26 protein-coding genes are annotated in these 24,457 nt (G+C 66.9%); 12 read left to right on the forward strand and 14 right to left on the reverse strand.

From position 1 onward, the window contains the following. The first annotated feature begins 237 nt into the window (after positions 1 to 237). The 8 genes from NRB20_RS09580 to NRB20_RS09615 all read left to right on the forward strand — a co-directional run bounded on the left by NRB20_RS09580 (position 238) and on the right by NRB20_RS09615 (position 7,543). Positions 238 to 1,176 carry an alpha/beta fold hydrolase gene (locus NRB20_RS09580; protein ID WP_194289773.1) on the forward strand — a complete coding sequence of 313 codons (939 nt, stop codon included), beginning with the start codon at positions 238 to 240 and terminating at the stop codon, positions 1,174 to 1,176. After that, on the forward strand, positions 1,173 to 2,039 hold the full coding sequence (locus NRB20_RS09585) for an SDR family NAD(P)-dependent oxidoreductase (protein WP_153409566.1): 867 nt from the start codon (positions 1,173 to 1,175) through the stop codon (positions 2,037 to 2,039). Before NRB20_RS09580 ends, NRB20_RS09585 begins: the two co-directional genes overlap by 4 nt. Before the next feature lie 160 nt (positions 2,040 to 2,199). Next, the gene (locus NRB20_RS09590) at positions 2,200 to 2,850 is read left to right on the forward strand and encodes a TetR/AcrR family transcriptional regulator (protein ID WP_227833341.1); all 651 of its coding nucleotides are present in this window, start codon (positions 2,200 to 2,202) and stop codon (positions 2,848 to 2,850) included. A 49-nt stretch (positions 2,851 to 2,899) separates the two neighbouring features. Next, positions 2,900 to 4,117, forward strand: coding sequence for an NAD(P)/FAD-dependent oxidoreductase (locus tag NRB20_RS09595; protein ID WP_319944675.1), 1,218 nt, complete (start codon positions 2,900 to 2,902; stop codon positions 4,115 to 4,117). A 13-nt stretch (positions 4,118 to 4,130) separates the two neighbouring features. Then, positions 4,131 to 4,325: a ferredoxin gene (locus NRB20_RS09600; RefSeq protein WP_153409570.1), complete on the forward strand. Its 195-nt coding sequence runs from the start codon at positions 4,131 to 4,133 to the stop codon at positions 4,323 to 4,325. Between the two features lie 47 nt (positions 4,326 to 4,372). Continuing rightward, on the forward strand, positions 4,373 to 5,602 hold the full coding sequence (locus tag NRB20_RS09605) for a cytochrome P450 (RefSeq protein ID WP_319944676.1): 1,230 nt from the start codon (positions 4,373 to 4,375) through the stop codon (positions 5,600 to 5,602). Between the two features lie 260 nt (positions 5,603 to 5,862). Further along, positions 5,863 to 7,065: a cytochrome P450 gene (locus NRB20_RS09610; RefSeq protein WP_319944677.1), complete on the forward strand. Its 1,203-nt coding sequence runs from the start codon at positions 5,863 to 5,865 to the stop codon at positions 7,063 to 7,065. Positions 7,066 to 7,249: 184 nt separating this feature from the next. Further along, positions 7,250 to 7,543, forward strand: coding sequence for a helix-turn-helix domain-containing protein (locus tag NRB20_RS09615; RefSeq protein WP_153409572.1), 294 nt, complete (start codon positions 7,250 to 7,252; stop codon positions 7,541 to 7,543). Positions 7,544 to 7,687: 144 nt separating this feature from the next. On the opposite strand, the gene NRB20_RS09620 is transcribed toward NRB20_RS09615, so the two are convergent. From NRB20_RS09620 to NRB20_RS39530, 3 genes are all read right to left on the reverse strand, one after another. Further along, the gene (locus NRB20_RS09620; RefSeq protein ID WP_153409574.1) at positions 7,688 to 9,064 is read right to left on the reverse strand and encodes an MFS transporter; all 1,377 of its coding nucleotides are present in this window, start codon (positions 9,062 to 9,064) and stop codon (positions 7,688 to 7,690) included. A 38-nt stretch (positions 9,065 to 9,102) separates the two neighbouring features. Next, on the reverse strand, positions 9,103 to 10,035 hold the full coding sequence (locus NRB20_RS09625) for an amidohydrolase family protein (protein WP_153409576.1): 933 nt from the start codon (positions 10,033 to 10,035) through the stop codon (positions 9,103 to 9,105). A 293-nt stretch (positions 10,036 to 10,328) separates the two neighbouring features. Continuing rightward, positions 10,329 to 10,685, reverse strand: a complete 357-nt coding sequence (locus tag NRB20_RS39530) for a GNAT family N-acetyltransferase (protein WP_406603797.1) — start codon at positions 10,683 to 10,685, stop codon at positions 10,329 to 10,331. 413 nt (positions 10,686 to 11,098) lie between these two features. Here NRB20_RS39530 and NRB20_RS09635 point away from each other — a divergent pair, with 413 nt between their 5' ends. Together NRB20_RS09635 and NRB20_RS09640 are read left to right on the forward strand one after the other, a co-directional pair. Then, positions 11,099 to 11,491: a hypothetical protein gene (locus NRB20_RS09635; protein WP_153409578.1), complete on the forward strand. Its 393-nt coding sequence runs from the start codon at positions 11,099 to 11,101 to the stop codon at positions 11,489 to 11,491. A gap of 130 nt (positions 11,492 to 11,621) precedes the next feature. Beyond that, complete coding sequence (locus NRB20_RS09640) at positions 11,622 to 12,197, forward strand: dihydrofolate reductase family protein (RefSeq protein WP_319944678.1); 576 nt, start codon at positions 11,622 to 11,624, stop codon at positions 12,195 to 12,197. 108 nt (positions 12,198 to 12,305) lie between these two features. On the opposite strand, the gene NRB20_RS09645 is transcribed toward NRB20_RS09640, so the two are convergent. From NRB20_RS09645 to NRB20_RS09695, 11 genes are all read right to left on the reverse strand, one after another. Next, positions 12,306 to 13,343 carry an aromatic ring-hydroxylating oxygenase subunit alpha gene (locus NRB20_RS09645; RefSeq protein ID WP_153409582.1) on the reverse strand — a complete coding sequence of 346 codons (1,038 nt, stop codon included), beginning with the start codon at positions 13,341 to 13,343 and terminating at the stop codon, positions 12,306 to 12,308. Next, positions 13,343 to 13,564 (reverse strand): recombinase-like helix-turn-helix domain-containing protein, encoded by a 222-nt coding sequence (locus NRB20_RS09650; RefSeq protein WP_153409584.1) that lies wholly within the window; start codon positions 13,562 to 13,564, stop codon positions 13,343 to 13,345. The genes NRB20_RS09645 and NRB20_RS09650 overlap by 1 nt, the downstream gene beginning before the upstream one ends. A gap of 9 nt (positions 13,565 to 13,573) precedes the next feature. Then, positions 13,574 to 14,530, reverse strand: a complete 957-nt coding sequence (locus tag NRB20_RS09655) for a PDR/VanB family oxidoreductase (RefSeq protein ID WP_153409586.1) — start codon at positions 14,528 to 14,530, stop codon at positions 13,574 to 13,576. 94 nt (positions 14,531 to 14,624) lie between these two features. After that, positions 14,625 to 16,256, reverse strand: a complete 1,632-nt coding sequence (locus NRB20_RS09660; RefSeq protein ID WP_319944679.1) for a thiamine pyrophosphate-binding protein — start codon at positions 16,254 to 16,256, stop codon at positions 14,625 to 14,627. A 14-nt stretch (positions 16,257 to 16,270) separates the two neighbouring features. Continuing rightward, the gene (locus NRB20_RS09665; protein ID WP_153409588.1) at positions 16,271 to 17,053 is read right to left on the reverse strand and encodes an SDR family oxidoreductase; all 783 of its coding nucleotides are present in this window, start codon (positions 17,051 to 17,053) and stop codon (positions 16,271 to 16,273) included. Positions 17,054 to 17,078: 25 nt separating this feature from the next. Next, positions 17,079 to 17,831, reverse strand: a complete 753-nt coding sequence (locus tag NRB20_RS09670; protein WP_153409590.1) for an SDR family oxidoreductase — start codon at positions 17,829 to 17,831, stop codon at positions 17,079 to 17,081. Then, a complete protein-coding gene (locus NRB20_RS09675) occupies positions 17,828 to 18,328 on the reverse strand; it encodes a cupin domain-containing protein (protein WP_153409592.1) in 501 nt (166 codons plus the stop codon). The genes NRB20_RS09670 and NRB20_RS09675 overlap by 4 nt, the downstream gene beginning before the upstream one ends. A gap of 19 nt (positions 18,329 to 18,347) precedes the next feature. Beyond that, positions 18,348 to 19,133, reverse strand: a complete 786-nt coding sequence (locus NRB20_RS09680; protein WP_153409593.1) for an alpha/beta fold hydrolase — start codon at positions 19,131 to 19,133, stop codon at positions 18,348 to 18,350. A gap of 3 nt (positions 19,134 to 19,136) precedes the next feature. Beyond that, positions 19,137 to 20,129 (reverse strand): VOC family protein, encoded by a 993-nt coding sequence (locus NRB20_RS09685; RefSeq protein WP_153409595.1) that lies wholly within the window; start codon positions 20,127 to 20,129, stop codon positions 19,137 to 19,139. Between the two features lie 117 nt (positions 20,130 to 20,246). Then, entirely contained in the window at positions 20,247 to 21,758 is a 1,512-nt protein-coding gene (locus NRB20_RS09690; protein ID WP_153409597.1) for an aldehyde dehydrogenase family protein, read from the reverse strand. Next, complete coding sequence (locus tag NRB20_RS09695; RefSeq protein ID WP_153409599.1) at positions 21,755 to 23,116, reverse strand: MFS transporter; 1,362 nt, start codon at positions 23,114 to 23,116, stop codon at positions 21,755 to 21,757. The genes NRB20_RS09690 and NRB20_RS09695 overlap by 4 nt, the downstream gene beginning before the upstream one ends. A gap of 236 nt (positions 23,117 to 23,352) precedes the next feature. Here NRB20_RS09695 and NRB20_RS09700 point away from each other — a divergent pair, with 236 nt between their 5' ends. Both NRB20_RS09700 and NRB20_RS09705 read left to right on the forward strand, forming a co-directional pair. Continuing rightward, the gene (locus NRB20_RS09700) at positions 23,353 to 23,733 is read left to right on the forward strand and encodes a RidA family protein (protein WP_153409601.1); all 381 of its coding nucleotides are present in this window, start codon (positions 23,353 to 23,355) and stop codon (positions 23,731 to 23,733) included. Between the two features lie 65 nt (positions 23,734 to 23,798). Then, positions 23,799 to 24,347: a MarR family winged helix-turn-helix transcriptional regulator gene (locus NRB20_RS09705; protein WP_319944680.1), complete on the forward strand. Its 549-nt coding sequence runs from the start codon at positions 23,799 to 23,801 to the stop codon at positions 24,345 to 24,347. The last annotated feature ends 110 nt before the right edge of the window (positions 24,348 to 24,457 follow it).

Raw genomic sequence — 24,457 nt, forward strand, 5'->3', positions numbered from 1 at the left:
GTTGTGCGCCTTCCCGACGGTCCGCTCGGAAGCACATAACGCTGGCGGTGCTCGACACGACGGCCGCGGCAGGCTACGCAGAGTGCGTGCCCGGAGGCTGTGCTGTGACGACCGAATGTGTACAAGAGACAAGGGATTGACACACCGCAGCGATGTTGCGAGATCTTGGGAGAGTCGGCCGTGGAGCGGGAGCAGAGGGCCGCTCGCTGTCGGGGCGATAGTGGAAGGGGATCAGCGATGAGCCAGGAGGCAGTTGTGCGGCTGGGCGTTGGTGTGCAACGTAGGACGTTGGTTGTGGATGGGTTGGTGACCAGTTATCTGGAAGCCGGGGCCGGTGAGCCGGTGGTGCTGCTGCACGGCGGGGAGTTCGGGGCGGGGGCCGAGGTCGGTTGGGAGCGCACGATTGGTGTGCTTGCGGAGCGGTATCGGGTGATCGCGCCGGATATGTTGGGGTTCGGGGAGTCGGCGAAGGTGGTGGACTTCACCGATGGGCGGGGGATGCGGATTCGGCATATCGCACGGTTTCTCGCGTTGTTGGGGGTGGAATCGGCTCACTTCGTGGGTAATTCGATGGGGGCGGTGAACATGTTCGCCGATATCACCTCTGCGGCACCGCGTTTGCCGATGCGCAGTATGGTGACGATCTGCGGTGGCGGGGAGATCCAGAGCAACGAGCACATGCGTGCGCTCTACGACTACGATGCCACTCCGGAAGCCATGCGGCGCATCGTGATCGCGCTGTTCCACTCGGACAAGTATCCGGCCGACGAGGAGTACGTGCGTCGGCGGTACGAGGCGAGTGTTGCGCCGGGGGCGTGGGAAGCGTTGGCGGCGGCCCGTTTTCGTCGTCCCGGTGCCGACGCGCCGCCCGCGCCGTCGAGTCGCCGTGCGTACGAACGCATCTCGATTCCGGCCCTGGTGGTCGAGGGCGGCGGCGACAAGCTGCTGCCGCCGGGGTGGGCCGCCGAGATCGCCGGTGCGATCGCGCTCGGACGGCACGCGGTCGTCCCGGAGGCGGGGCACTGCCCGCAGATCGAGCAGCCCGAGGTGGTCAACGAACTGCTGCTGGCCTTCCTGGACGAGCAGTCCCGCACCGAGTCCGAGTCGCCCGCGCCCGTCCGGGTCGCAAACGCGAGTTCGGCTGTGGCCGAACCAAATCGAAAGGATCGAACATGATCGACGAACTGGCCGGAAAGGTCGCCGTCGTCACCGGCGGGGCCTCCGGAATCGGCCGCGCGACGGTGGCGAAACTGGTCGCGGAGGGCGCGAAGGTGGTCATGGGCGACCTGGACCCCGAGCGCGGCGCGGAGGCGATCGCCGAACACGGCGACGCGGCGGTGTTCATGCAGACCGACGTCTCCGACCCGGCGCAGGTCGAGCGGCTGGTCGAGCACGCGGTCGCGACCTTCGGCGGCCTGCACGTGATGTGCAACAACGCGGGCATTCCCGGCAAGATGCATCCGAGCCTGCTGCTGGACGACCTCGCCGACTTCCACCGGGTGCTCGGCGTGAATCTGCTGGGCGTCATGGCGGGCACCAAATTCGCCGCGCGGCACATGGCCGAGCACGGCGGCGGATCGATCATCAACGTGTCCTCGGTCGGCGGCGTCATGGCGGGCGGGGGAGTGCAGACCTACCGCGCGTCCAAGGCGGCGGTCATCCACTTCACAAAGTCCGCGGCAATCGAGTTGGCGCAGTACGACATTCGCGTCAACTGCCTCGCGCCCGGCAATATCCCGACCCCGCTGCTGACCACCTCGGCCGCCGGGATGCCGCCGGACAAGGTGGAGCGTTTCGCCAAGGCCGTGCGCGCGTCGATGAACAGCGAGCGGCCGCTGCCGCGCGAGGGCGAGCCCGAACACGTCGCGGACGCGGTGGTGTACCTGGCCGGTGATCGGTCGGTGTACGTCACCGGGACCGTGCTCGCGATCGACGGCGGCACGACCGCGGGTAAGCCGCTCAAGCCGCGCAAGAAGCCCGAGGAGGGCAAGTCCGCCGAGCAGAACTCGGCCGCACAGGCGGCCGTGTCGAAGAACTGAGCTGCGACGGAACCATTTCCTAAGTCAATCAGTTGACTTAATCCCCTTCGAGGTATTGACTGGAGGTAATCCCGTGATCGGAATCGAGAACATGATTCTGCAACGGCCGCTCAGTCGATACCGCTGTGCGGCTCCGGCGGGAAATCCGAAGGGGCACATGATGGGATCCGTTCGTTCCGACCGCGTGGACACCACGCGCGAGGCCATCCTCACCGCCGCGGAACGCCTGTTCGCCGAGCGCGGCATCGCGGCGGTGTCGAACCGTCGGGTGAGCGAGGCCGCGGGCCAGGGCAACAACACCGCGGTCGGCTACCACTTCGGCGGTAAGGCCGATCTGGTGCGCGCGATCGTGCGCAAACATCACGTCTCCACCGAGCGGCTGTGTCAGGAGATGGTCTCGCGGCTGGGTCCCGATGCCGGACTGCGGGACTGGGTGGGCTGTCTGGTCCGCCCGATGACCGAACATCTTGCGGCACTGGATAATCCGACGTGGTATGCGCGTTTCAGCGCGCAGGTCATGCCCGATCCGGTGTTCCGCGACCTGATCTCGGACGAATCGCTGGCCTCGCCGTCGGTGGTGCGCATCGTGGAGGGTCTCCAGGGCTGTCTGCCGGAGTTGTCGCCGCAGTTGCACCGGGAGCGAAATGCCATGGCGCGCTTGCTGATCGTGCACAGCTGCGCCGAACGCGAGCGCGCGCTCGCGGACGACACGCTGGTGTACCGCACGAGCTGGGAACAGACCGCGGTCGGCCTGATCGACGCGATCACCGGGCTGTATCTGGCCCCGGTCACCCGAGGGGGCGCGACATGACCGACCCCCACCCGATCGTCGACAGAGCCGTACGAAAGAGGAGCCCGCAGTGACCACATCCGGTCGAATCCGCCGCACGGGCGTGCTCGTGGTCGGAGCCTCCGTCTCGGGGCTGAACACGGTCGAAGCCTTGCGCCGCAGCGGTTTCCGCGATCGCATCACGGTCGTCGGCGACGAACCGCACCTGCCCTACGACCGTCCGCCGCTGTCCAAGCAAATCCTTTCCGGCGCATGGCGTCCCGAACGCACGCTGCTTCGAGCCCCGCGCGTGCTGGCCGATCTGAACATCGATCTGCTGCTGGGCCATCGCGCGCTGTCGCTGGACCCGTCCACTCGCACGGTGCTGACCACATCCGGTCCGATCACCGCCGACGCCGTCGTAATCGCCACCGGCGCAACGCCTCGCGCGCTGCCCGTCCCCGACGGAACGAGCGGCGTGCACGTCCTGCGCACCCTCGACGACTCCCTCGCCCTACGTGACGAATTCGCCGCGAACCCGCGCGTCGTCGTGGTCGGCGAAGGCGTACTGGGTGCCGAAATCTCCGCCACGGCAAGACAATCCGGCCTCGACGTGACCATGACCGGCCCACTGCACGCGCCGATGGCCGCCCAACTCGGCGACCTGGTCGCCACGCAGCTCGCCGACCTGCACACCCGGCACGGCGTAGCGCTGCGGCTGGGCGTCGGAGTGCAGCGCATCCTCGGTGAGAACGGCCGGGTATCCGGTGTGCGCCTGGAGAATTCGCAGATCCTGCCCGCCAGTGTGGTGGTCGTGGCGATCGGTGCGATCCCCGCGACGGACTGGCTCACCGACAGCGGCCTGAGCCTCGACCGTGGCGTGGTCTGCGATGCGACCTGCCGTGCCGCCGACGGGATCTACGCGGTCGGCGATGTCGCCCGCTGGCCCGGCAACGACGTGAATTCCACTGTCCGACTGGAGAATCGCACCCACGCGGCGGAACAGGCCGCCGTGGTCGCGGCCAATATCCTCGGCGCCGAGGATGTCTACCGGCCGATTCCGTACTTCTGGACCGATCAGTACGAGGTCAAGATCCAGGTGCACGGCACCATCACACCCGATGCGCGGGCCACCGTCGTCGACGGCGATCCCGCGCAGGGCCGCTTCCTCGTGCGATACGAGCGCGAGGGCGTGCCGACGGCGGTGCTCGGCTGGAACATGCCCAAACAAGCGCGCATGCAGCGCCGGATCCTGGTGGACGCGCAGTCCGCACCGGGCCCGGCGCTGACATCGGCGCATTCATCCTAGGAAGTAGGTCTCGATGAAAGTGACTGTCGACCAAGACAAATGCATCGCGGCGGGCCACTGCGTCATGCATGCCGGGGCGGTGTTCGATCAGCGCGACGACGACGGCGTCGTCATCCTGCTCGACGCGAATCCGCCGAGCGAACTCGCCGCGGACGTACGGCACGCGGCGGCGATGTGCCCCGCACTGGCCATTCAGATCGAGGAATGAACCGACATCCTGCGGTTCGCCCCGCAGCCGATCACCAGGAGTGAGAAGTGTCCGAAGCATTGACCGACACGGCCACGCAGGTCCCCGAATATCCGATGCTGCGCTCGTCCGCGTGCCCGTTCGCGCCCCCGCCCGAGGCGACCCGGCTGGGCCGCGACAAGCCGCTGAACCGGGTGCGGATCTGGGACGGCAGCACCCCCTGGCTGGTGACCGGACACGCCGAGTTCAAGGCGCTGATGTCCGATCCGCGGGTCAGCGTGGACGATCACGTCGCCGGGTTCCCGCACTGGAACGAGGGTATGGCCGCGATGGTCGAGACCCGGCCCAAGTCGCTGTTCACCACCGACGGCGAGGAGCACAGCCGGTATCGCCGGATGCTCACCAAGCCGTTCACCTTCAAGCGGGTCGAGGCGCTGCGAACGGCGATCCAGCAGATCACCGACGATCACATCGACAAGCTGCTGGCCGGACCGCAGCCCGCGGATCTGGTTGCGGGACTGGCGCTTCCGGTGCCGACGCTGATGATCAGCGAGATGCTCGGCGTGCCGTACGAGGATCACGAGTTCTTCCAGCAGCAGGCCGTCACCAGCGTCGACCGCTTCGCCACCAAGGAACAGGCCGAGAAGAGCCGAATGGGCTTGGCGCGCTACCTGATCGATCTGGTGAAGAAGAAGCTGGACGAGCCCGCCGAGGATCTGATCTCCGATATCGCCGAGCGCGTGCGCGCCGGGGAGATCGATATGAAGGAGGCCTCGCAGCTGGGCACCGGCGTGCTCATCGCCGGGCACGAGACCAGCTCGAACATGATCTCGCTGGGAGCCCTTGCGCTGCTGGAGAATCCGGAGCAGTTCGCGTTGCTGCGCGACACCGATGATCCGAAGGTGGTCGCCAACGCGGTCGAGGAGTTGATGCGGTATCTGAGCGTCATCCAGAACGGGCAGCGGCGAGTCGCGTTGGAGGACATCGAGATCGCGGGGGAGACCGTGCGCGCGGGTGACGGTCTGATCCTGGACCTGGCACCGGCCAACTGGGACGAAAAGGCTTGGGAGCAACCGGACAAGCTGGATCTGACGCGTCCGGCCGCGCAGCATGTGGGCTTCGGTTTCGGTCCGCACCAGTGCGTCGGGCAGCAGCTCGCGCGCGCGGAGTTGCAGATCGTCTTCCAGACCCTGGTGCGCCGGATTCCCACACTGCGCCTGGCGATTCCGTTCGATCAGGTCGAGTTCAAGCACGATCGGCTCGCGTACGGGATCTACGAACTGCCCGTGGCCTGGTAGCGATCGGAACGCGGTCACCCGGCCGCGCAGTCCGCCCCCGCCCCTCGGTGCCAGCCCGGGGCGGGGGCGGTTGTGTGCTGCCCCGCGTCCGCGATGTCTTCCGGATTCTCGATGAGAATGAGACTCTCGAGATATGAGAAGATCAGTTGCAACAACGTTCTGTCACATTTACACTGAGTAGTACTTTTTCCGAAGCCTCGGTCCCGGTGAAGCCCGCCCGCATCGAGCGCGATGAACTTCTCTGCGAGAGGTGAACCCCTGTGACCACCAGCGCGGCCAGTGACGTCTACTACGACCCCTACGACGTGCGGCTCAACGCGGATCCCTATCCGATGTTCAAGCGGCTGCGCGAACAGGAGCCGCTGTACTACAACGAGCAGCACGACTTCTACGCGCTGAGCCGGTTCGAGGACGTCAACGCGGCGCTGCTGGACCACGGCACCTACAGTTCGGCCAAGGGCGCGATCATCGAGCTGATCAAGGCCGATATCCCGATTCCGCCGGGCGTGCTGATCTTCGAGGATCCGCCGATCCACGACATCCACCGAAAACTGTTGTCGCGCATGTTCACTCCGCGCAAGATCCGCGAACTCGAGGACAAGATCCGCGAGTTCTGCGCGCGCAGCCTGGACCCGCACGTGGGCACCGGCAAGCTGGATTTCATCGCCGACATCGGCGCGCAGATGCCGATGCGCGTAATCGGCATGCTGCTGGGCATTCCGGAGCAGGACCAGGAGGCCATCCGCGATTTCGCCAACGAGCAGATGCGCACCGAGGAGGGTAAGCCGATGAAGGCCGCCTCCGAGGGCATGGACACCGGCGACATCTTCGGCGCGTACATCGATTGGCGGGTCGAGCACCCCTCGGACGACATCATGACCGAGCTGCTGAACGTCGAATTCACCGACGACACCGGCACCGTGCGGCACCTGACCCGCGAGGAGTTGTTGACCTACGTCAACGTCGTCTCCGGCGCCGGCAACGAGACCACGACCCGCCTGATCGGTTGGGCCGGAAAGGTTCTCGCCGAACACCCCGACCAGCGCCGCCAGCTGGTCCAGGATCCGAAGCTCATCCCGAACGCCGTCGAGGAACTACTGCGCTTCGAGCCGCCGGCCCCGCACGTCGCCCGGTACGTCACCCGCGACGTCGAACTACACGGCCGCACCGTCCCCCAGGGCAGCGCCATGATGCTCCTGATCGGCTCGGCCAATCGCGACCACCGCCACTTCGCCCCCGACGGCGACGTCTTCGACATCCACCGCGACACCCGCCAACACCTCACCTTCAGCGTAGGCACCCACTACTGCCTCGGCTCCGCCCTGGCCCGCCTCGAAGGCCGAATCGCACTGGAAGAGATCCTCAAACGCTTCCCGGAATGGGAAGTAGACCTCTCCACCGCCAAACTTTCCCCCACCTCCACCGTCCGAGGCTGGGAAACGCTCCCCGCCACCACCCGCTGAGGTATTTCCGGGCACCCTCCAAGATCTTTCGCTGAAACCGAATGCCTTCCTGTGGGTGGTAGTGGCGGCATGGTGTATATCGGTTTTGATATACCTGCCAGGTGAGCGATCATCGGCCGCGGAAGGCTATCGATACTGGCAAGAAGCGGTATCGGATGGCAGAAGCGCTAGCGGAGGAGGAGAAATGACGCGACAGCGGTTCAGCTCGGTGTGGGATGCGATCTCCGACACCCCGCAGGAAGCCGAAAACATGAAGGCGCGAGCGGTATTGATGCGTGCCATCAACGACAGGCTGGACGAGTTCGATTGGTCGCAGAGCACTGCGGGTGCGAACCTCGGGCTGACGCAGCCGCGAGTGTCCGATCTGCGGCGCGGCAAGCTCGGTAAGTTCAGCTTGGATGCCTTGATGGATATCGCGAAGAAGGTCGGGCTGACGGTGGAGCTGAAGATCACCGTGGACGAGAAGTGCGGTGCGTAATGGACCTGTCCAGCTCGCTGGACAGGTCCAGTTGACCATCACCGCTGCGGAGGCCCTTGCCGTGGTGCGGGGCACTTGGCAGGACCTCGCAAGCGATAGCTGACCGATATGTTCTGCTCGGCCGCCGGGGCGCTCACCCGGGCCTTATGCCGATGCGGGGCCGAGTGTGCCTGTGCCGCTGGTTGTTTCGGGCATTGCGGTGGTGTCGCGGTGGCGGGTGCGGGGGCCGAAGAGGGCTAGTACCACTGCGCCGATCATCCAGGTGGCGGCGATGAAGATGAAGACGGAGCGGTAGCCGCTCCAGGTGTAGAGGTGGGCGATGATCAGGGGGCCGGCGGCGTTGGAGAGGCGGCCGAGGCCGTAGGAGACGCCGGTGCCCAGGGAGCGGGTTCTGGTGTCGAAGAGTTCGGGGGAGTAGGCGTAACCCAGTGCGGTGTAACCACGTTCGAAGAGGTTCACCAGGAAGCCGAAGGTGACGATCATCGCGGGGGTGAAGGTGAGTCCGTAGAGCAGACCGCAGGCGGCGATGACGGTGCCGAAGACGACCAGGCACCATTTGCGTTCGAACCGGTCGGTGACCTGGGCGGCGAGGTACGAACCCAGCGGCGCGCCGACCGTCGACAGCGCCACGTACAGCGTCGAACTCTGCACGCTGAAGCCCTCCTTCGCCAGAAGTGAAGGGGCCCAGGTGGAATAGCCGAAGAATCCGATCGACTGGGTCACCCACAGGACGGTCAGCAGCAGTGTGGGCAGCAGGTATCTGCGCTGTAGCAGCAGCGACAGCGGCGCCTTCGTCGCGGGCGGCGCGTCGACCTGCGGCGCGGGTTCGGCGAGCGGGCCGTGCTGGGCGATCACCCGGGCCTCGATATCGCGCAGTACCGCCTCCGCGGCGGCGTAGTCGCCCCGATTCTCCTGCCACACAGGCGATTCGGTGAGATGCCGGGACAGGAACAGCACGATCAGCCCGAGCGCGCCCCACAGATACACCAGCCGCCACGTCCAGGGCGCGAGGCCGACCAGTCCGCTGGCGATGAAATTGGTGACCGGGGTGCCGCAGATACCGATCACGATGGCGTACGCCTGGTATTTACCGCGCACGGCCGCGGGGAAGATCTCGCTGACGTAGATGACCGCGACCACCGTCATCGCCGACAGGCCCGCGGAGGTCAGCACTCGAAATACCCCGAGCGACAAGATATCCCAGGAGAATACGGCCGCCAGCGAGAACGTCGAGAAGAACAGGGTCGTCCACAGCAGCGCCTTCTTGCGGCCCCAGCGGTCGGCGATCCAGCCGGCGGCCAGCGATCCGATGAACATGCCCACGAACGACAGCGAGGTCACATAGGCGATCTCGTCGACACTCACCTTCCACAGCTTGATCAGTCGCGGCGCGGTGATCGAAAAGCTGTTGATGTCGGCGAATTCGAAGAAGTACGCGATCGCGACCGCGGCCAGGGTGAGGTAGTGGTACCGGGAGATGGGCAGCCGGTCCAACCGGTTGGCCGCATTGCAACGCTGCATGGTCGATCCTTGTCGAGCTGAGTGAAAGCGGTTGTGGTTCAGGAGATCTCACCGGGCCAGTACAGCCGCATCGGATTGTCGACGAGCAGCTTGCGCTGGAGTTCCGGCGTCGTGGCGATATGCGGGATGTGGTCGACCAGCAGCCCGTCGTCGGGCATGTGGTCGGTGAGGTTCGGATGCGGCCAGTCGGTGCCCCACAGCACCTGGTCCGGAAATTCCTCGATCACCTTGCGCGCGAACGGAACCACGTCGGTGTACGCATTGCGCTCGCCGTCCAGCGCGGGCGGCCCGCTCAGCGAAAGCCGTTCGGGGCAACTGACTTTCACCCAGGCTCCGGTCCGCTCGGCGAAGCGCAGGAAGTTCGAGAACTCCGGCCCGTCGACCGGCCGCCCCACATCCGGGCGACCCATGTGATCGACCACCAGCGCGATGGGCAGCGTAGCGAAGAAATCCTCCAGCTCGGGCAGATCCGGAGCCTCGAAGTAGATCACGATATGCCACCCGAGCGGCGCGATCTTCGCCGCGATCGTGGCCAGATCGTCCTTCGGCGCGGTATCGGCCAGCCGCTTCAGAAAGTTGAACCGCACCCCCCGCACCCCCGCCTCATCCAACGCCCGCAGCTCACCCTCACTCACATCCGGCCGCACCGTCGCGATCCCCCGCGCCCGCCCCCGGGCAGCCCGCACCGCGTGCACCATCGCCCGATTGTCGGCCCCATGACAAGTGGCCTGCACGATCACATTCCGCCCCACCCCGAGCCGATCCCGCAACCCGAACAACTGCTCCTCGGACGCATCACACGGCGTGTACTTCCGCTCCGGCGCGAACGGAAACCGCTCCCCGGGCCCGAACACATGACAGTGCGCATCGACCGCCCCTACAGGCAGCCGGAACCTCGGTGCACCCGGCTCCGGACACCAGTCCAACCACCCGGCGGACTTCGTGAATGTGATGTGCTTCCCAGCGGCCATGGAGCAAACATAATCGTTGACAAGATTGTTGACAATAATTCGGAGATTTTCCCCATGCCGGACCGCGCAGCACCGCAGGCGTGACCCGCGCGCCGGAGCGACGACGAGCCACACCTGCGGCGTGGTGGCTGGCGAAGTCAGCGCGACGGAGTCTGCCGAGACCCGTCGTCGATACCCCGGAGGTAGACCACCACCGGTACCGCACTGAACACGAGTGATTCGTACAGCCGTCGGGCCGGGGCGTGGAAATCATCGCCACCGGTGCCGATCTGGACGACTTCGACCCCGGCCTCTCACATGCCCGCGATGGCCCGCTCGCACAGCATCCGCCCGATCCCCTTGCCGCGCTGATTCCCGCGCACGCACAGCACGTCTATCTCGCCGTGTCGTCGATCCGAATCACTGTGCCACGCAACGTATCCGACGATCTCGCCACGTTCTTCGGCCACCGCGACGTGCCTGCCTTCCGTAGGGCAGAGCAGCCCAGGAACCATCCGCCGATAGTCCTCGTCCCAGGTGTCGTGCTGGTGTTCGAAAACCTCGGGAGTAACCATCGCCCGGAAGGTCTGTTCATAGAAGGGACCGAAAACCTCGATCGTAATATCAACGGCCGCAACAAGATCGGCCTCCGTGCACATTCGTATACGCATGTCGCTGTCTTCCGCTGAGTAGATTCGCCTGCATCCGTGCGCCCCGGTGGGGCTGCACGGCAATCGGTGAGTCGTCTACTCAGCGCCGGGTGCGCCCTGCGGCGAAACATGCCATGCCGGAACGTTAGCGGGATACCGTCGGCAAGTCATGGGGATTTCGGGATACTTCGGTGTGTGTCGAGCGGGTCGTCCGATGATGCTGAACCGGTGGGCATCCCCGGTTGCTCGATGCGTGTCGCGGCCGGTTCGTGCGACGGAGCATCGGCAGCGCCCGCTATCGGACTGACTGATACGTATGTGCAGTGAAATATAGTGTGCGCGAATGTGATTGAGTCACTTGTCCAGGGTGAAGATTCTGATTTCACATTGGCTCAGGGGTGTTCCTGGAGGCTTTTCGGCGTTAGCATTCGAACATGGATTCGATAGGGGTGGAAGATGGCGGGCTGACTGCGGACGCGTTGCTGGCTGCGGTCGGTGAGTTGATGGAGCGGCCGTTGACGCCGTTGTCGGACGGCGAGTTGGTGAGGTTGTTGCTGGCAGTGGAGCATGCGGCTCGGGCGGTCGCGGTGATACAGCATCGGTTGACGATGACGGTCGATGCTGCTCGATCTCAGCGGATGTGGTGCGCCGAGGTGGATTGTGGAGGTGGAGTGCGCGATCGGAGGGCAGTTGAATGTGCGCGACTGGCCGAGTTGGTCGGCGATTTCGACGCGGTCAACGGTCCTGCGGATCCGATGGCGTTGGCGGAGAAGATCTCTCGGTTCACCCGCCGTGGATCGGGTGCCGAGCGGTCCGAGAACGAATAATTGGCGTAGGAGTGTCGCCGAGCGGGCTGATGTCGACAGCGCTCGCATCGAACTGGAAGGGGCGATGAGTTTCGGTGGGGGTGGGCGTCTGTATTTGTGACCTGATCGACTGCACTCTAGGAGGAGTCCTGTGAGCGTCACCTATACCGTGGATGTTTTCTCGAGTCTTGATGGGTTCGGTACGGCCAGTGGGGACTGGGGTGGGTACTGGGGGAAGCAGGGGCCCGAGTTGCTCGGGCGGCGGCTCGCGTTGTATGCGGAGCCGCAGCGGATGGTGTTCGGGGCCAACACTTATCGGGCGTTCGCGCAGATGCTGGCTGCTGGGACCGAGGAGACGGTGGGCGATGCGTGGGTTACCCGGATGCGGAATCTGCCTGCGACGGTGGTGTCGACGACGCTCACCGGGCCGCTCGATTGGCCGGATGCGACCGTCGTGAGTGGGGATGCCGTCGATGTCGTCGGTCGGCTCAAGCGGGAGTCCGAGGTGCCGTTGCGGTCGCACGGGAGTCTGTCGATGAATCGGGCGTTGCTGGCGGCGGGGCTGGTCGATCGTGTGCAGGTGACCGTTTTTCCGGTCATCACGGGTCGAACCGGTACCGAACCGATCTTCGGGGGTGCGGCCGACTTCGACCTCGAACTGCTCGAAGCCCGCACCCTCGACGGCAGCATCCAGGAACTCGTCTACCGGCCTACCCTGCACGCCTGATATTCCTTGGTAGACAGTCGATTTCGGGCTGTCGGAGTGACGGAGACGTACGGTGGGCTGATGTAGTGACGCCGTGCGGCGTCACTGGCCATCAACCTCGAAGCAGCGCTACTTCGCCGCCAGTTTCTCGGCCTTGTCCGCCTGTTCCTGCGCCTGAGCACGGTAGAGGCGACGCAATCTCAACACACCCAGATCATGCTGATAGAGGTTCTCGGCTTGGTCGGCGTCGGCGGCCATATGCTCGAGCATGACCCGGTCCTGCTCGAGGACGTGCCAGTGCCGCTCCTCCAGCTTGGTGCGGTACAGGAACTGCCAGACGTCGCGTTCCCACCCGGTAACCCTGCGGTAGCGCCAGAAGAAGACGGCGGTGCGGTGCTCGTCGATCGGAGTCCCGATCCCGACGATGCCGAACTGCCCGCCGGGGCCTGCGGTCGGCGGATAGGGGATTTCCAGGTCGACCCAGTCGATTCCGGTGCGGCAGAACTCGACCCAGTCGAAGTTGACGCCGCGCTGGTCCGTCTTCTCGAAGAAGAAACCCCGGTCGGTCTCGCGGATGCGGAAACGCGCGGTGGTCCCGCCCGCGAACATGGTGTGCGAATCGCGATGCAGGAACGCGCCGTGCATCGGGTCCAGCAGATTCTCCATGGCCCAGCGCCACGGCGACTCCCATTCGGCGTAGCACAGGAACGCGGCGGTGTCCTCGTCCACGAGCGGGCCGGGCAGCTCCAGCGGGCCGGGCTCGGCGGCCGGATCGATGCCGAACCAGGCCAGGATCGCGCCCGCGACCTCGCGCACGGGCAGGCTCCGCACGAGCTGCTTACCCTCGAGATTGCAGCCGGGCATACCGGGCACGGCCACCACGGTGCCGCCGCCGTCGACCTCGATGCCGTGATAGCGGCAGGCGATCCGGTCACCGAGATGCTGACCCAGCGACAGCGGCGCGCCGCGATGCGGACACCGGTCGGCGAGCATCCGCACCGTCCCGTCGGACTGCCGGTACAGCAGCCAGTCCTCACCGAGGCGGGTGATGCGCCGCATCCCGCCGCGCTCGACGAAGTCGGACGGGCAGATGGCGTGCCACTGGTCGCGCATGCCGGTGGTGAAGATCCGGTCGGCAGTCAGTGTGGCAGTGGGTGATTCGTTCATCAGCGGGCTCCCAGCCGTGCGATTTCGGTGGTGAAGGATGCGGCGGTCCATGCCTGGCCGTCGGGCGCGTAGATGCTGCGGCCGTTGAGCCCGGCCACCAGGGCCTCGAGGGTGTGGTCGCCACCGCCGAAGACCTCCTCGATGGCCCCGGCCAGTTTCATTTCGTACGGGGTGGGTTCGCCGGTGCGAGCCTGGTGGATGACCAGGTACTGGTCGTTCATTGGATTCTCCTAGAGGTCGAGCACGAGCTCGTCGGTGAGCGCCCGGGAGACGCAGATCATCATGGTTTTCCCGGAGGTCTGTTCGGCGCTGGACAGCACATCGTCGCGATGGTCCGGAACACCTTGCAGCACAGTCGTTTCGCAGCTGCCGCAGATACCTTCGCGGCAGGAACTGGGCACGTCGACCCCGGCCTCTTCCAGAGTGTCCAGGATGCTGCACCCCGGGGCGGCGGTGGCGGTGATGCCCGAGCGCTGGCACACCACCCGCACGGGCTGCTCGCCTGCCGCTTCGGTCGGGCTGGACCGTGCGGTGGGCGCGAAACGTTCGAGCCGGACCGTCCCCTCGGGCCAGGCCGCCCCGAGTTGTTCGACGGCGCCGAGCATGCCCTCGGGTCCGCAACTGTAAACCAGTGTGCCGGAACGTGATTCACCGAGCAGTTCGGGCAGGTCGAGTCTGCCCTCGCAATCCTCGCTGACGACGTGCACGCGGTCACCGTGCGGCAGGAGTTCGTCGAGAAACGCGAGTGCCGCGCGGGTGCGCCCGCCGTAGTGCAGTTCCCAGTCCGCACCCCGCCGCTGCGCCTCGCCGATCATGCCGAGCAACGGTGTGATGCCGATACCTCCGGCGAGGAACAGATAGCTCGGCGCGTCGAGCAGCTCGAAGTTGTTGCGCGGCAGGCTGATCGTGATCGGCCGGCCGACCCGCAGACCGTCGTGCACATACCGGGAACCACCCCGCGAGTCCGGGGCGAGATGGACCGCGACGCGGTAGCCGGTCTTGTCGGCCGGGTCGCCGCAGAGGGAATACTGCCTGATCAGACCGTTGCCCAGATGCAGATCGATATGTGCGCCCGGCGTCCAGTCGGGGAGCGTCGCGCCGTCGGCGTCTTCCAGCCGGACGGATACGACCTCGCGCGCCTCCCAGCGCAGCTGGCGCACTACCAGCTCGAGGGTTTCGACTCCCATATCGCGACCTCCTTCGGTCGAAATGCCTGTGCGCCAACTATTTCGGCGCTGTGATCAGTTGCCATGCGTTGCGTGCGGCAGGTGAGCGTCCCGGTCAGGACGCCGTCGGCACCGACACCGGCGGCGTGAACGCCGTCCGCATCGGCCCGTACGCCACCAGATCGACCTCGACGATCACGGGCGCCTGTAGACTCGCGGCCTCGGCGAGTACCGTCGTCGCCTGATCCGGGCCTTCGATGCGGCGATACGGCACCCCGATCGACTCCGCCAGCAGCGCGAAGTCCGGATTCACCAGATCTACCGCATATGTGTGAGTCCCGTTGGCCTGCTGCATATTCCGCAGCACCCCGTAGCCGCCGTCGTTGCAGACGAGCAGTACCAGCCACGGCTTCTCCTGCGCCATGGTCAGGATCTCTCCGAAGTGCACCGCCAGCCCGCCGTCGCCGCACAGCGCCAGCGTCGGGCGGGTCTCGTCGGCCAACGCCGCGCCGAGCGCCATACCCAGCCCCTGCCCGATACCGCCGCCACGCGGGAACACATTCGCGCGCGGATCGTAGACGGGCAGCAGCCGGGTGCCCCACGAACTGGAGGCGATGGTGACATCCCGCGCGATCACCGCGTCCCGGGGGAGTGCGGCGCGCACGGCGTCGGACAGGACGGCATGGTCGCCGAGCCCGTGCCGCTGCGTTGCCCGAACCTGCTCACGGGTGGTGCGAGCGCGCTCGGTCCAGGCGGCGTCGACGGGCGCGAGACGTCCGGATTCGATTGCGGCGCGCAGAAATTCGCCGATATCGCCGGTCACCGGCACGGTCGCCGGATACACCCGGCCGTTGGCCGCCGGATCGAGATCCACCTGCACATGTGCGGCCGGCACCGGCATGCTGTAGTCACCGGTCTCGTTGGAGCGGAAATGCGTTCCGAGCGAAAGCAACAGATCGGCCTCGCCGAGCAACTCCCGCCCCGCGGGCGAGGTGCCGTAGTTCCCGATGCACAGCGGGTGATCCTCGGGAACCGCACCGCGACCGGAGTTGCTGGTCAACAGCGGCACACCCCAATGCTCAACCAGCGCAAGCAGTTCCGCGCCCGCTCGGGCGACACCGCCACCCGCCCAGATCACCGGCCGTCGCGCGGTCGCCAAAGCCGCGATCGCCGCCTCGAGCTGCCCGGCGTCGGGCCCGGGAGCCCGCGGGACGACCAACTCCTCGACGCTGATCTCCTGCTCGGCGTATTGCAGGTCGATCGGCCATTCGACACTGACCGGACCGCCCGGCCGCGACAACGCCCGCACCACCCCGTCCCGCAACGTCTTGCCCGCCGACGCGGCATCGAGAACCGTTGCGGCATAATAGGACACGGCCTGCAACATGCCCAGCTGATCCTTGGTCTCGTGAATGAACCCCCGACCCGATCCCAGGTACCGGCTCTCCACCTGACCGGTAACATGCAGCACCGACGTTCCCGCGGAAAGGGATTCGACCAACGCCCCGGCCGCATTGCCCGCACCCGTGCCGGTGCTGGTCAGCGCGCACCCCAAACCGCCTGTCGCACGGGCATATCCGTCGGCGGCATTGACCGCGGTCGCCTCGTGCCGCACCGGCACGAACCGCAGCTCCCGCGCGACCGCCTCCACCAGCGGCTGATTGTGCACGGACACGATGCCGAAGACGGTGTCCACACCGGCCTCCCGCAACACCTGCACCAGCAGGTCTCCACCATTTCGACGCACTGTTCGCGCTCCTCTCACATGTAACGGGCGACGCCGCCACAGACGTCGAGAACAGCGCCGGTCACATAGGACGAGCGCGGGGACAACAGGGTGACGATCATGGCCGCGACCTCCTCGGCGTGGCCGAACCGGCCCAGGCCGATACCGCGATCGGCGGCGATCTCCGCCTCCCATTCGGCGAAAGTCGCAGTGCCACCGGACTCTTCGTAGCGCCGACGCCACTGCCCGGTATCCACCAGGCCGAGCGCGACCGTGTTCACCCGGATACCCTCGGGCGCGAATTCGATCGACATCGACTTGGTGAGATTCAGCAGTCCGGCGCGGGCGGCGCCGGTGGTCACCAGCCGCGGTTCGGGCTGCCGCGCCAGCACGGCATTGATATTGACGATGGCCGGCGCGGGCGAGCGACGCAGCAGCGGCAGCGCGGCGTCGACGGTGTTGAGCACGCTGGCGAACTTGAGGTCGAGTTCATCTCGCCAATCATCGAGTCCCGCTTCGGCTCTCGGCACCATCCGAGACTTTCCGGCATTGTTGACCACGCCGTCCAGCCCGCCGAAACGCTCGACCCCGGCCGTCACGAGGGCGTCGACCGCGGCGGTGTCCCGCACATCGCAGGCGGCGGCATACACGCGCTCGGCACCGGGCAGCGCACCGACGACCCCGCGCAGCCGCTCGACATCACGGGCGCAGGTGACGACGTTCGCACCCTCCTCCAGCAGCAGCGCGACCGTGGCCGCACCCACTCCCGAACTACCGCCGGTCACCAGGTAGGTGCGGCCACCGATGTTCAGATCCATTGTGTCCGTTGTCCTTTCCGTGCCGTCAGTGCAGGACGAAGCCGCCGTCGACGACCAGTTCCTGGCCGGTGATGTACCCGGCCTCCGGGCCGAGCAGGAAGGCGACCGCGCCGACCAGATCGGCGGGTTGCTGCGGCCGGTCCAACGCCCGGTTCAGCCGGTACAGCTCGTGCCGAGCCGCGGGCACGAACGCGGCGGATTCGCTCTCGGTCAACCCCGGCGACACCGTGTTGACGGTGATGCCGTACGGCCCGAGATCCCTTGCCGCGGTACGGGTCAGCGCGGCCACCCCGCCCTTGGCGGCGATGTAGTGGGTCAGGCGTGGCGATCCGTACCGGGCCGCGTCCGAGCCGATCGACACGATCCGCCCGCCCGCACCGGCCGCGATCAGCGCCCGCGCCGCGCCCCGCGTCACCAGGAAGGTGCCGCGCAGGTTGACCCCGACCACCCGGTCCCAGTCGGCGGCCGCGAGTTCGTGAATTGCCTTGCCGCCCACGCCATCCGCGAGCGCGGCATTGTTGACCACGCCGTAGAGCGGGCCGTCGGCGGCAATGGTCGCGAACATCGCGTCCACCGAATCCTCGTCCAGCAGATCGACCGGGACGAACCGCGCGTCCGCACCCGCGGCCCGCAGTTCGGCGGCGGCGTCCTCGCCCCAGTCCGCCCGCACATCGGCCAGCCACAGGGTGGCGTGATCGGCCGCGAGCCGTCCCGCGATCGCCCGGCCCAGGCCGCGACCGGCCCCGGTGATCAGAATCGTCCTGCCCGCCAACATCAGTCGCGCGTGATTCCGTGCATCGCCGAGGTCTCCGGGTAGGTGGGGACCTGGGGCTTGCGGGTGCCGATGACGACGCAGAACAGCGCGGTCTGCTCGCCGTTGTTCTTCAGGCTGCGCGGCACGCCGGCGGGCACCACGATCATGTCGCGGTAACCGAGGGTGCGGGTCTCGACCTTGCCGTCGCGGTGCACGCCGACCTCGATCTCACCCTCGAGCACGAAGAACGCCTCCTCGGCGTCGTGATGGGTGTGCTCGGGCCCCTCGGCGCCGGGCGGCAGCATCATATTGGAGAAGGTGAAGCCCTCCGAGGCGATGATGCGGCGGTCGTCGTCGTGGTTGCCGGTCGCGCCGGAACCGACGTAGCGGATCTGCGCGCGCCGGAACCGCTCACCGGCCTTGGCCTGGAAGCCCAGCGCGTCCCAGTCCTCGTGGCGGCTGGCGCGGGTCAGCACCAGCGAATCGGTGAACTCGGCCAGATCCGATGTCGAGTAGTCCATGATGAATCTCCTTGTGTGTCTAGCGGTTCCGCAACCGCTCGGTGATGTGGACGAAGGATTCGACCCAGGCGTCGAACGCCTCGGACCGCTCCTGATTGGCCAGATGCCCGGCTCCCCGCAGGGTGACGAACACCGCGTCGGGAATGCCGCCCGCCAGGATCTGTCCGGCCGCGACCCCGGTGACGCCGTCCTGATCGCCCGCCAGCACGAGGGTGGGCACGTGGACGTTCGGCAGGTCGGCGGTGTGGTCGGTGGCGGCCATGGATTCGGCCGCGGCACGATACCCGTCCGGCCGCAAAGCGCCGGCCATCGCGGCCGCGACCGCGGCGACGTCCTGCGAATCCGCCTGCGGTGACAGGAGTTTCGGTGCGCGCGCGGCGGCGAACCGCTCCGCCCCGACGGCATCCAGTTCGTCGGCTCGGGCGCGCATAGCCGTTGCGGCCGAGGGGTCGGCGCCCGAGCCGACGGTGGAGCTGCCCAGGATCAAGCTGCGCAGCAGTTCGGGGTGCCGCAGCGCCAGGCGGGTCGCGATGACCCCACCCCACGACATGCCCAGCACGTGGGCGGTCCCGCAGCGGTCGGTGATCACCTTGGCCGCGCGATCGGCGTAATCGTCCATGGTGCACGGGGTTTCGGGGATGGCGCTGCGGCCGTAGCCGGGCGCGTCCCAGGCCAGCACGTGCAGCCGGTCGGCCCAGTCGGCGAACTGCGCGACGAAAGTGTCCGCGCTGCCGCCGATTCCGTGCAGCAGCACGATCGGCGGGGCGTCCAGCGGCCCGAGTTCGGTGACGTGTAGATCGGCCATGGCTCAGTACTTCCCGGCGGCGACGCGGACGCCGGCACCGATCTCGCTGGCCTCGACCGCCCCCGGAATCCGCTCGCGCAACTCCGGAAAGCGTTCGAACGCACCGGGATCCGCGATCCCCGCCATATGGGTGCGGGTCTGCGGCGAGGGCGGTCCGGCGGTTCCCCAGGTATCGGAGAGCTCCGGAATACGCCGCCACACCCGGCACAGCCACCGATCCTCGTCGACCTGCGCGATCCCGCTGGTGTATTCGCACACCAGCCCGGCTGGATCGGCGAAGTAGGAGAAGGTGTTGTCGCCGGGACCGTGCCGCCCCGGACCCCACAGCGGGGTGATGCCGCTGTGTCGCAGCCGCCCGATCCCGCGCATGAAGTGGTCCACACTGGGCATCTCGTAGGCGACGTGGTTGACCGAGGTCCAGCCCGCCTGGTTGAACGCGATGCTGTGATGGTCGGAATTGCAACGCAGGAAAGCCATCTGGTGTTCGGACCAGTCCGAGACCCGCATGCCCAGCACCGAGGTGTAGAAGGCGACGGCGGCGTCGATGTCGACGGTATTGAGCACGACGTGGGTGACCCCGACCGGCACCGCGTCGTGACGGCCGAGTTCGGCGACGGCGTAAGTGCCGGTGAGCAATTCGATGACGCGGCCCTCGATATCGGCGAACCGCAGGCCGTAGCCGCCACCGGCGTCCGCGACCGGGCCGGGCCCCTCGAGCACCGGGATGCCGAGCTGTTCGAGGCGGCGCGCGGCGGCGTCGACGTCGGCGGGGGTGGATACGGCGAAACTGATGCGGCCCAACCCGTTTCGCTCGGCGGCGGTGAGCTGTAGCACGTGATGCTGGGCGCCGCTGCCGCGCAGCCAGGCGACGTCGTGGTCCTGTTCGACGGTGCGCAGACCCCAGATCTCGGTGTAGAAGTCCACGGATTCGGGGCAGGCGACGGTCCGCAGTTCCACCGAGCGAAGTGCCCGTAGCCGGGCGATCGGCTCGTTCATGGGAATGCCTCCAGATTGTTTGAGCAATAAATAACTTAGCGCTAAGTTATATGAGCGGCAAGTCCCCATCGCGAATCGGTTTCCGGTGACGCCGGATCCGGTTCACGGCGGTTCCGGTCAGTTCTCCGCCCAGGCGATCGGCGCGTCGTCCATGCCCAGATAGATACTCTTCTGCCGGGAATAGGCGCGAATTCCCGTGCGCCCCTTCTCCGTTGCCAATCCGCTCTGCTTGACCCCGCCGAACGGCGTGGAAATGCTGAACTGCTTGTAGGTGTTGATCCACACCGTGCCGGTGTGCAGCGCGCGCGCCAGCCGCCAGGCCCGCCGATAGTCCCGGGTCCAGATGCCCGCGGCCAGACCGTAGACGGTGTCGTTCGCCTGCGCGATCAGATCCGCCTCGCTGTGGAACGGCAACGCCACCAGTACGGGGCCGAAGATCTCCTCCTGACACACTCGCGCGTCGTTGCTCAGCCCGTCGATGACGGTCGGCAGATAGTACGCGCCGTCGGCCAGCCGGGGATCATCGGGAACCGTTCCGCCGCAACGGATCCGACCGCCTTCGCTGCGTGCCAGATCCACGTACCGGGCGACCGAATCCCGATGCCGGTGATGCACCAGCGGACCCACCTGCACACCGGGTTCGCGGCCGGGACCGATCCGCAGTGCCTGTGTCTTGGCGACGAGCCGTTCCATGAATTCGTCGTAGACCGCGGCGTCCACGAACAGCCGCGATCCGGCGATACAGCTCTGCCCCGAGGAGGAGAAGATGCCGTACAGCACCCCGTTCACGGCCTGTTCGACATCCGCGTCGGCGAGCACGATGGTCGGCGATTTGCCGCCCAGCTCCAGCGATACCGGCATCAGTTTCTCCGCGGCCGCGTGCGCGAGCGTGCGACCGGTGGTGGTGCCGCCGGTGAAACTCACCTTCCCGACCCCGGGATGTCCGACGATCGCGTCGCCGATCACCGATCCGCGGCCGGGCAATACCGACAGCAGTCCCGGCGGCAGTCCGGTCTCGTCGATGATCCGGGCCAGGGCGAGCGACACCAGCGGCGTCCACTCGGCCGGTTTGAGTATCACGGCATTCCCCGCGGCCAGCGCGGGCGCGATCTTCTGCGCGTCGCTGGCGATGGGGGAGTTCCACGGCGTGATCGCGCCGACCACGCCGATCGGCTCGTGCACGCTCATGGTCAGGTACGGGCCGCGCGGTGTGGTCAGCTCCTCGTCGGAGGTCTCCAGCACGGCGGCGAAATAGCGAAATGTGTTGGCGGCGCTGGCAACCAGGGCGCCGGTCTCGGTGACCGTCTTACCGGTGTTGTAGCTCTGCAACAGCGCCAGGCGCGGGGCCGCCCCCTCAATGGCGGCCCCGATCCGGTGCAGGTATGCGGCCCGCTGATGCGGTAGCAAACCGCGCCACGCGGGGTCGGCGGCCGCCGCGGCACCGGCGCTGACCGCCGCGTCGACGTCCGCGACGTCCGCGTGCCCGACCCGCTGCAACTCCGATCCGGTCGACGGATCGATCACGCTGGTCGCGGGGCCCGCGCCGTGCTTCCAGTTGCCCGCGAGCAGGAATTCGTCGGGCACGGGCTCGAATACCTTGTCGGCCAACGCCTTCGATGCGCCGGTCATGCGGTGATCTCTTCCAATGTCTTCTCCTTCGTTTCCATGGCGAACAGCCCGAAGATCAGCGCACCGGCCAGCGCGATCGCGCCGAAGATGGCGAAAAGGGTATGCAGCGCACCGTGATCCAGCAGCCAGCCCACCAGCAGCGGGCCCAGCACCGCGCCGAGCCGGCCGCACGCGCCGCCGAACGAGACGCCCAGCGCGCGCATCGAGGTGGGGAAGACCTCGGTGGTGTACAGATACAGCGCCAGGGTCACCGAGAACACGAAAAGCGATGAGGCGGAACACCACAGCATGACCTTGAACGCGCTGCCGGTGGCGACGGCGGCGGTCAGGAACAGCAGTGCCGCGGCCAGGCCGAGCGCGAAGGCGATGGACATCCGGCGACCGAGTCCGTCGATGAGCAACGCGACCAGCACGCAGCCGACGACCCCGACCAGCGTGGTGATGACGCTGTAGTGCAGGGCGGTGGTCAGCGACACGTGGAATCGTCCGGTGTACAGCGTCGGCAGCCACGAGGTCAGGCCGTAGTTGACGAAAAATGTGGTGAGCCAGGTGAATCCGATGACGGCGGTGTGTCGCAGATACCGGCCGCGGAACAGGTCCAGCAGACTCGCGGCCCGCGCCGGCGCACCGGCGGGGACGGGTTCGGGCGGCGGCAGGATCTTGCCGGAGGCCGTGATCTCCTGCTCGATACGGGTCATGGCGGCGTCGGCGTCGGCGATCCGGCCGCGCGCGGTCAGCCAGCGCGGCGATTCGGGCAGTCTCAGCAGGATCGGCAGCAGCACGATCGGGATCAGACCGGTGACGAACAGCCAGCGATATCCGACGTGCGGCACCACCCACGAGGACGCGATCGAGGACAGCAGCAGCCCGACCGGGAAGATCGTCTCGTAGAGCAGCACGAATCGGCCGCGGTGCCGCGCCTTGGAGATCTCGCCGATGTAGCAGGTGGCGACGGGGACCTCCGCGCCCAGGCCCAGCCCCTGCACGAAGCGGAAGACGACGAACAGCGCGAGCGTGCTGCTCATCGCCATACCCAGGCTCATCAGCGAATACAGCACCATCGAGCCGATGACAACCGGCATCCGCCCGATCCGGTCGGCCAGCCGACCACCCAGTAGCGACCCGATGAGCATGCCGATGCCGCCCGCGGCGATCACCCATCCGCTCGCGGTGGTGGTCAGATGCCACTGCTTGGCGATCTTCGGCATCGCGTAGGCGATCATGAGCTGGTCGAAGCCGTCGAAGAAGGTGACCGCGCCGACGGCGATGCGGGCCTTGATGTGCCAGCGACTGATCGGCAGTCGTTCGAGGCGGGCCGCGATGGCGGCGGTATCGGCCGCGCTTGCGATGGATGTCATGGAGGTATCTCTCCGATCCTCAGCGAGATCATTCACTGAGCACTAAATCATTTGGCACTAAGATATAGACCGGCTCACATCTGCGGTCAACCCTTGACATCGGTCGAAACTTGCTGTTATTGCGGGTTAACCGAGTCGCAACACGACCGGGGATGGAGTTGACCACCGCCGCGTGGCAAATTAACTTAGCGCTAAAGGTTTTTATCAGCCGGTTCCGTGACCGAGGAGATCACCCCATGTCAACTGCGGTTTCCGCCCAGCATCCCTACCGTCCGGCCGTGCGCGCGGGGCAGTTCGTCTTCGTATCCGGCGCGCTGTCGGTGGATCGCGACTACGTGCCGGTGCCCGGCCGCGTCGAGGCCCTGGACGCGGCCGCCGATCGGATGCTCGAGCGGCTCGCCACCGCCGGCGGCGGCCTGGACGACGTGGTGAAACTGACCTACTTCGTCACCGATCTGTCGCTGCGCGAGGAGGCCAACCGCCAATTCGAGCGGCTGTTCGCCGTCGCGCGCCCGGCCCGCACCTTCGTCGAGGTCAGCGCGCTCCCGTACGGCGCGACCGTCGAGATCGACGCCATCGCGTGCCTGACGGCCGAACCCGGTGCGGTCGGCGAGTAGCCTGGCCGATACCGTCATCCGAAATTCGTTTCAGCGAAATTCGTTCTAGCCCAACGGGAGGAAGTGTGGCGCGGTCGGACCCGGACCGGGATGCGGTCGACGACATCGTCGCGCAATGGCATCTCCAGCGACCGGACCTGGATGTGTCCCCGCTGGAGGTGTTCGGGCGGCTGCATCGCAGTTACATCTACTACCAGTCCTCGCTGACCGCACTGTTCGACCGGCACGGCATCAATATGGCCGCCTTCGATGTCCTTGCGGCCCTTCGCCGTTCGGGCCCGCCCTATCGGATGACGGCGGGGCAGCTGGCCGAGATGGCGCTGGTCACCACGGGCGGTATGACGCTGCGGGTGGATCGGCTCGAGAAGGCGGGTCTGGTGGAGCGCGAACGTGATCCGGACGATCGGCGGATCGTCTACTCCCGCTTGACCGAAGCGGGGCTGCGCGTGCTCGAGTCGACGGCGGACGATCACTTCGCCAACGAAGCCCGCATGCTCGCCGGGCTCACCGCCACCGAGCAGGCCGGGCTGGCGCATCTGCTGCGCAAGCTGGAGCGGTCCATTCTCGCTGTGGAGCCTGCGAAAGCCGAAGAGCCGCACGCGGATTCGGCTTAGCGAGTCCAACGGTCAGCTGTGAGAACTGCCCATCCGAACGCGATCATGACTTGTGTCGAGGGGCGTACTCTTCGGGCGATCGCGGGAGGCCGGATCGGGGACGGTACAGA

It is taken from the genome of Nocardia macrotermitis, from assembly GCF_009604405.1.
GTDB lineage: Bacteria > Actinomycetota > Actinomycetes > Mycobacteriales > Mycobacteriaceae > Nocardia > Nocardia macrotermitis.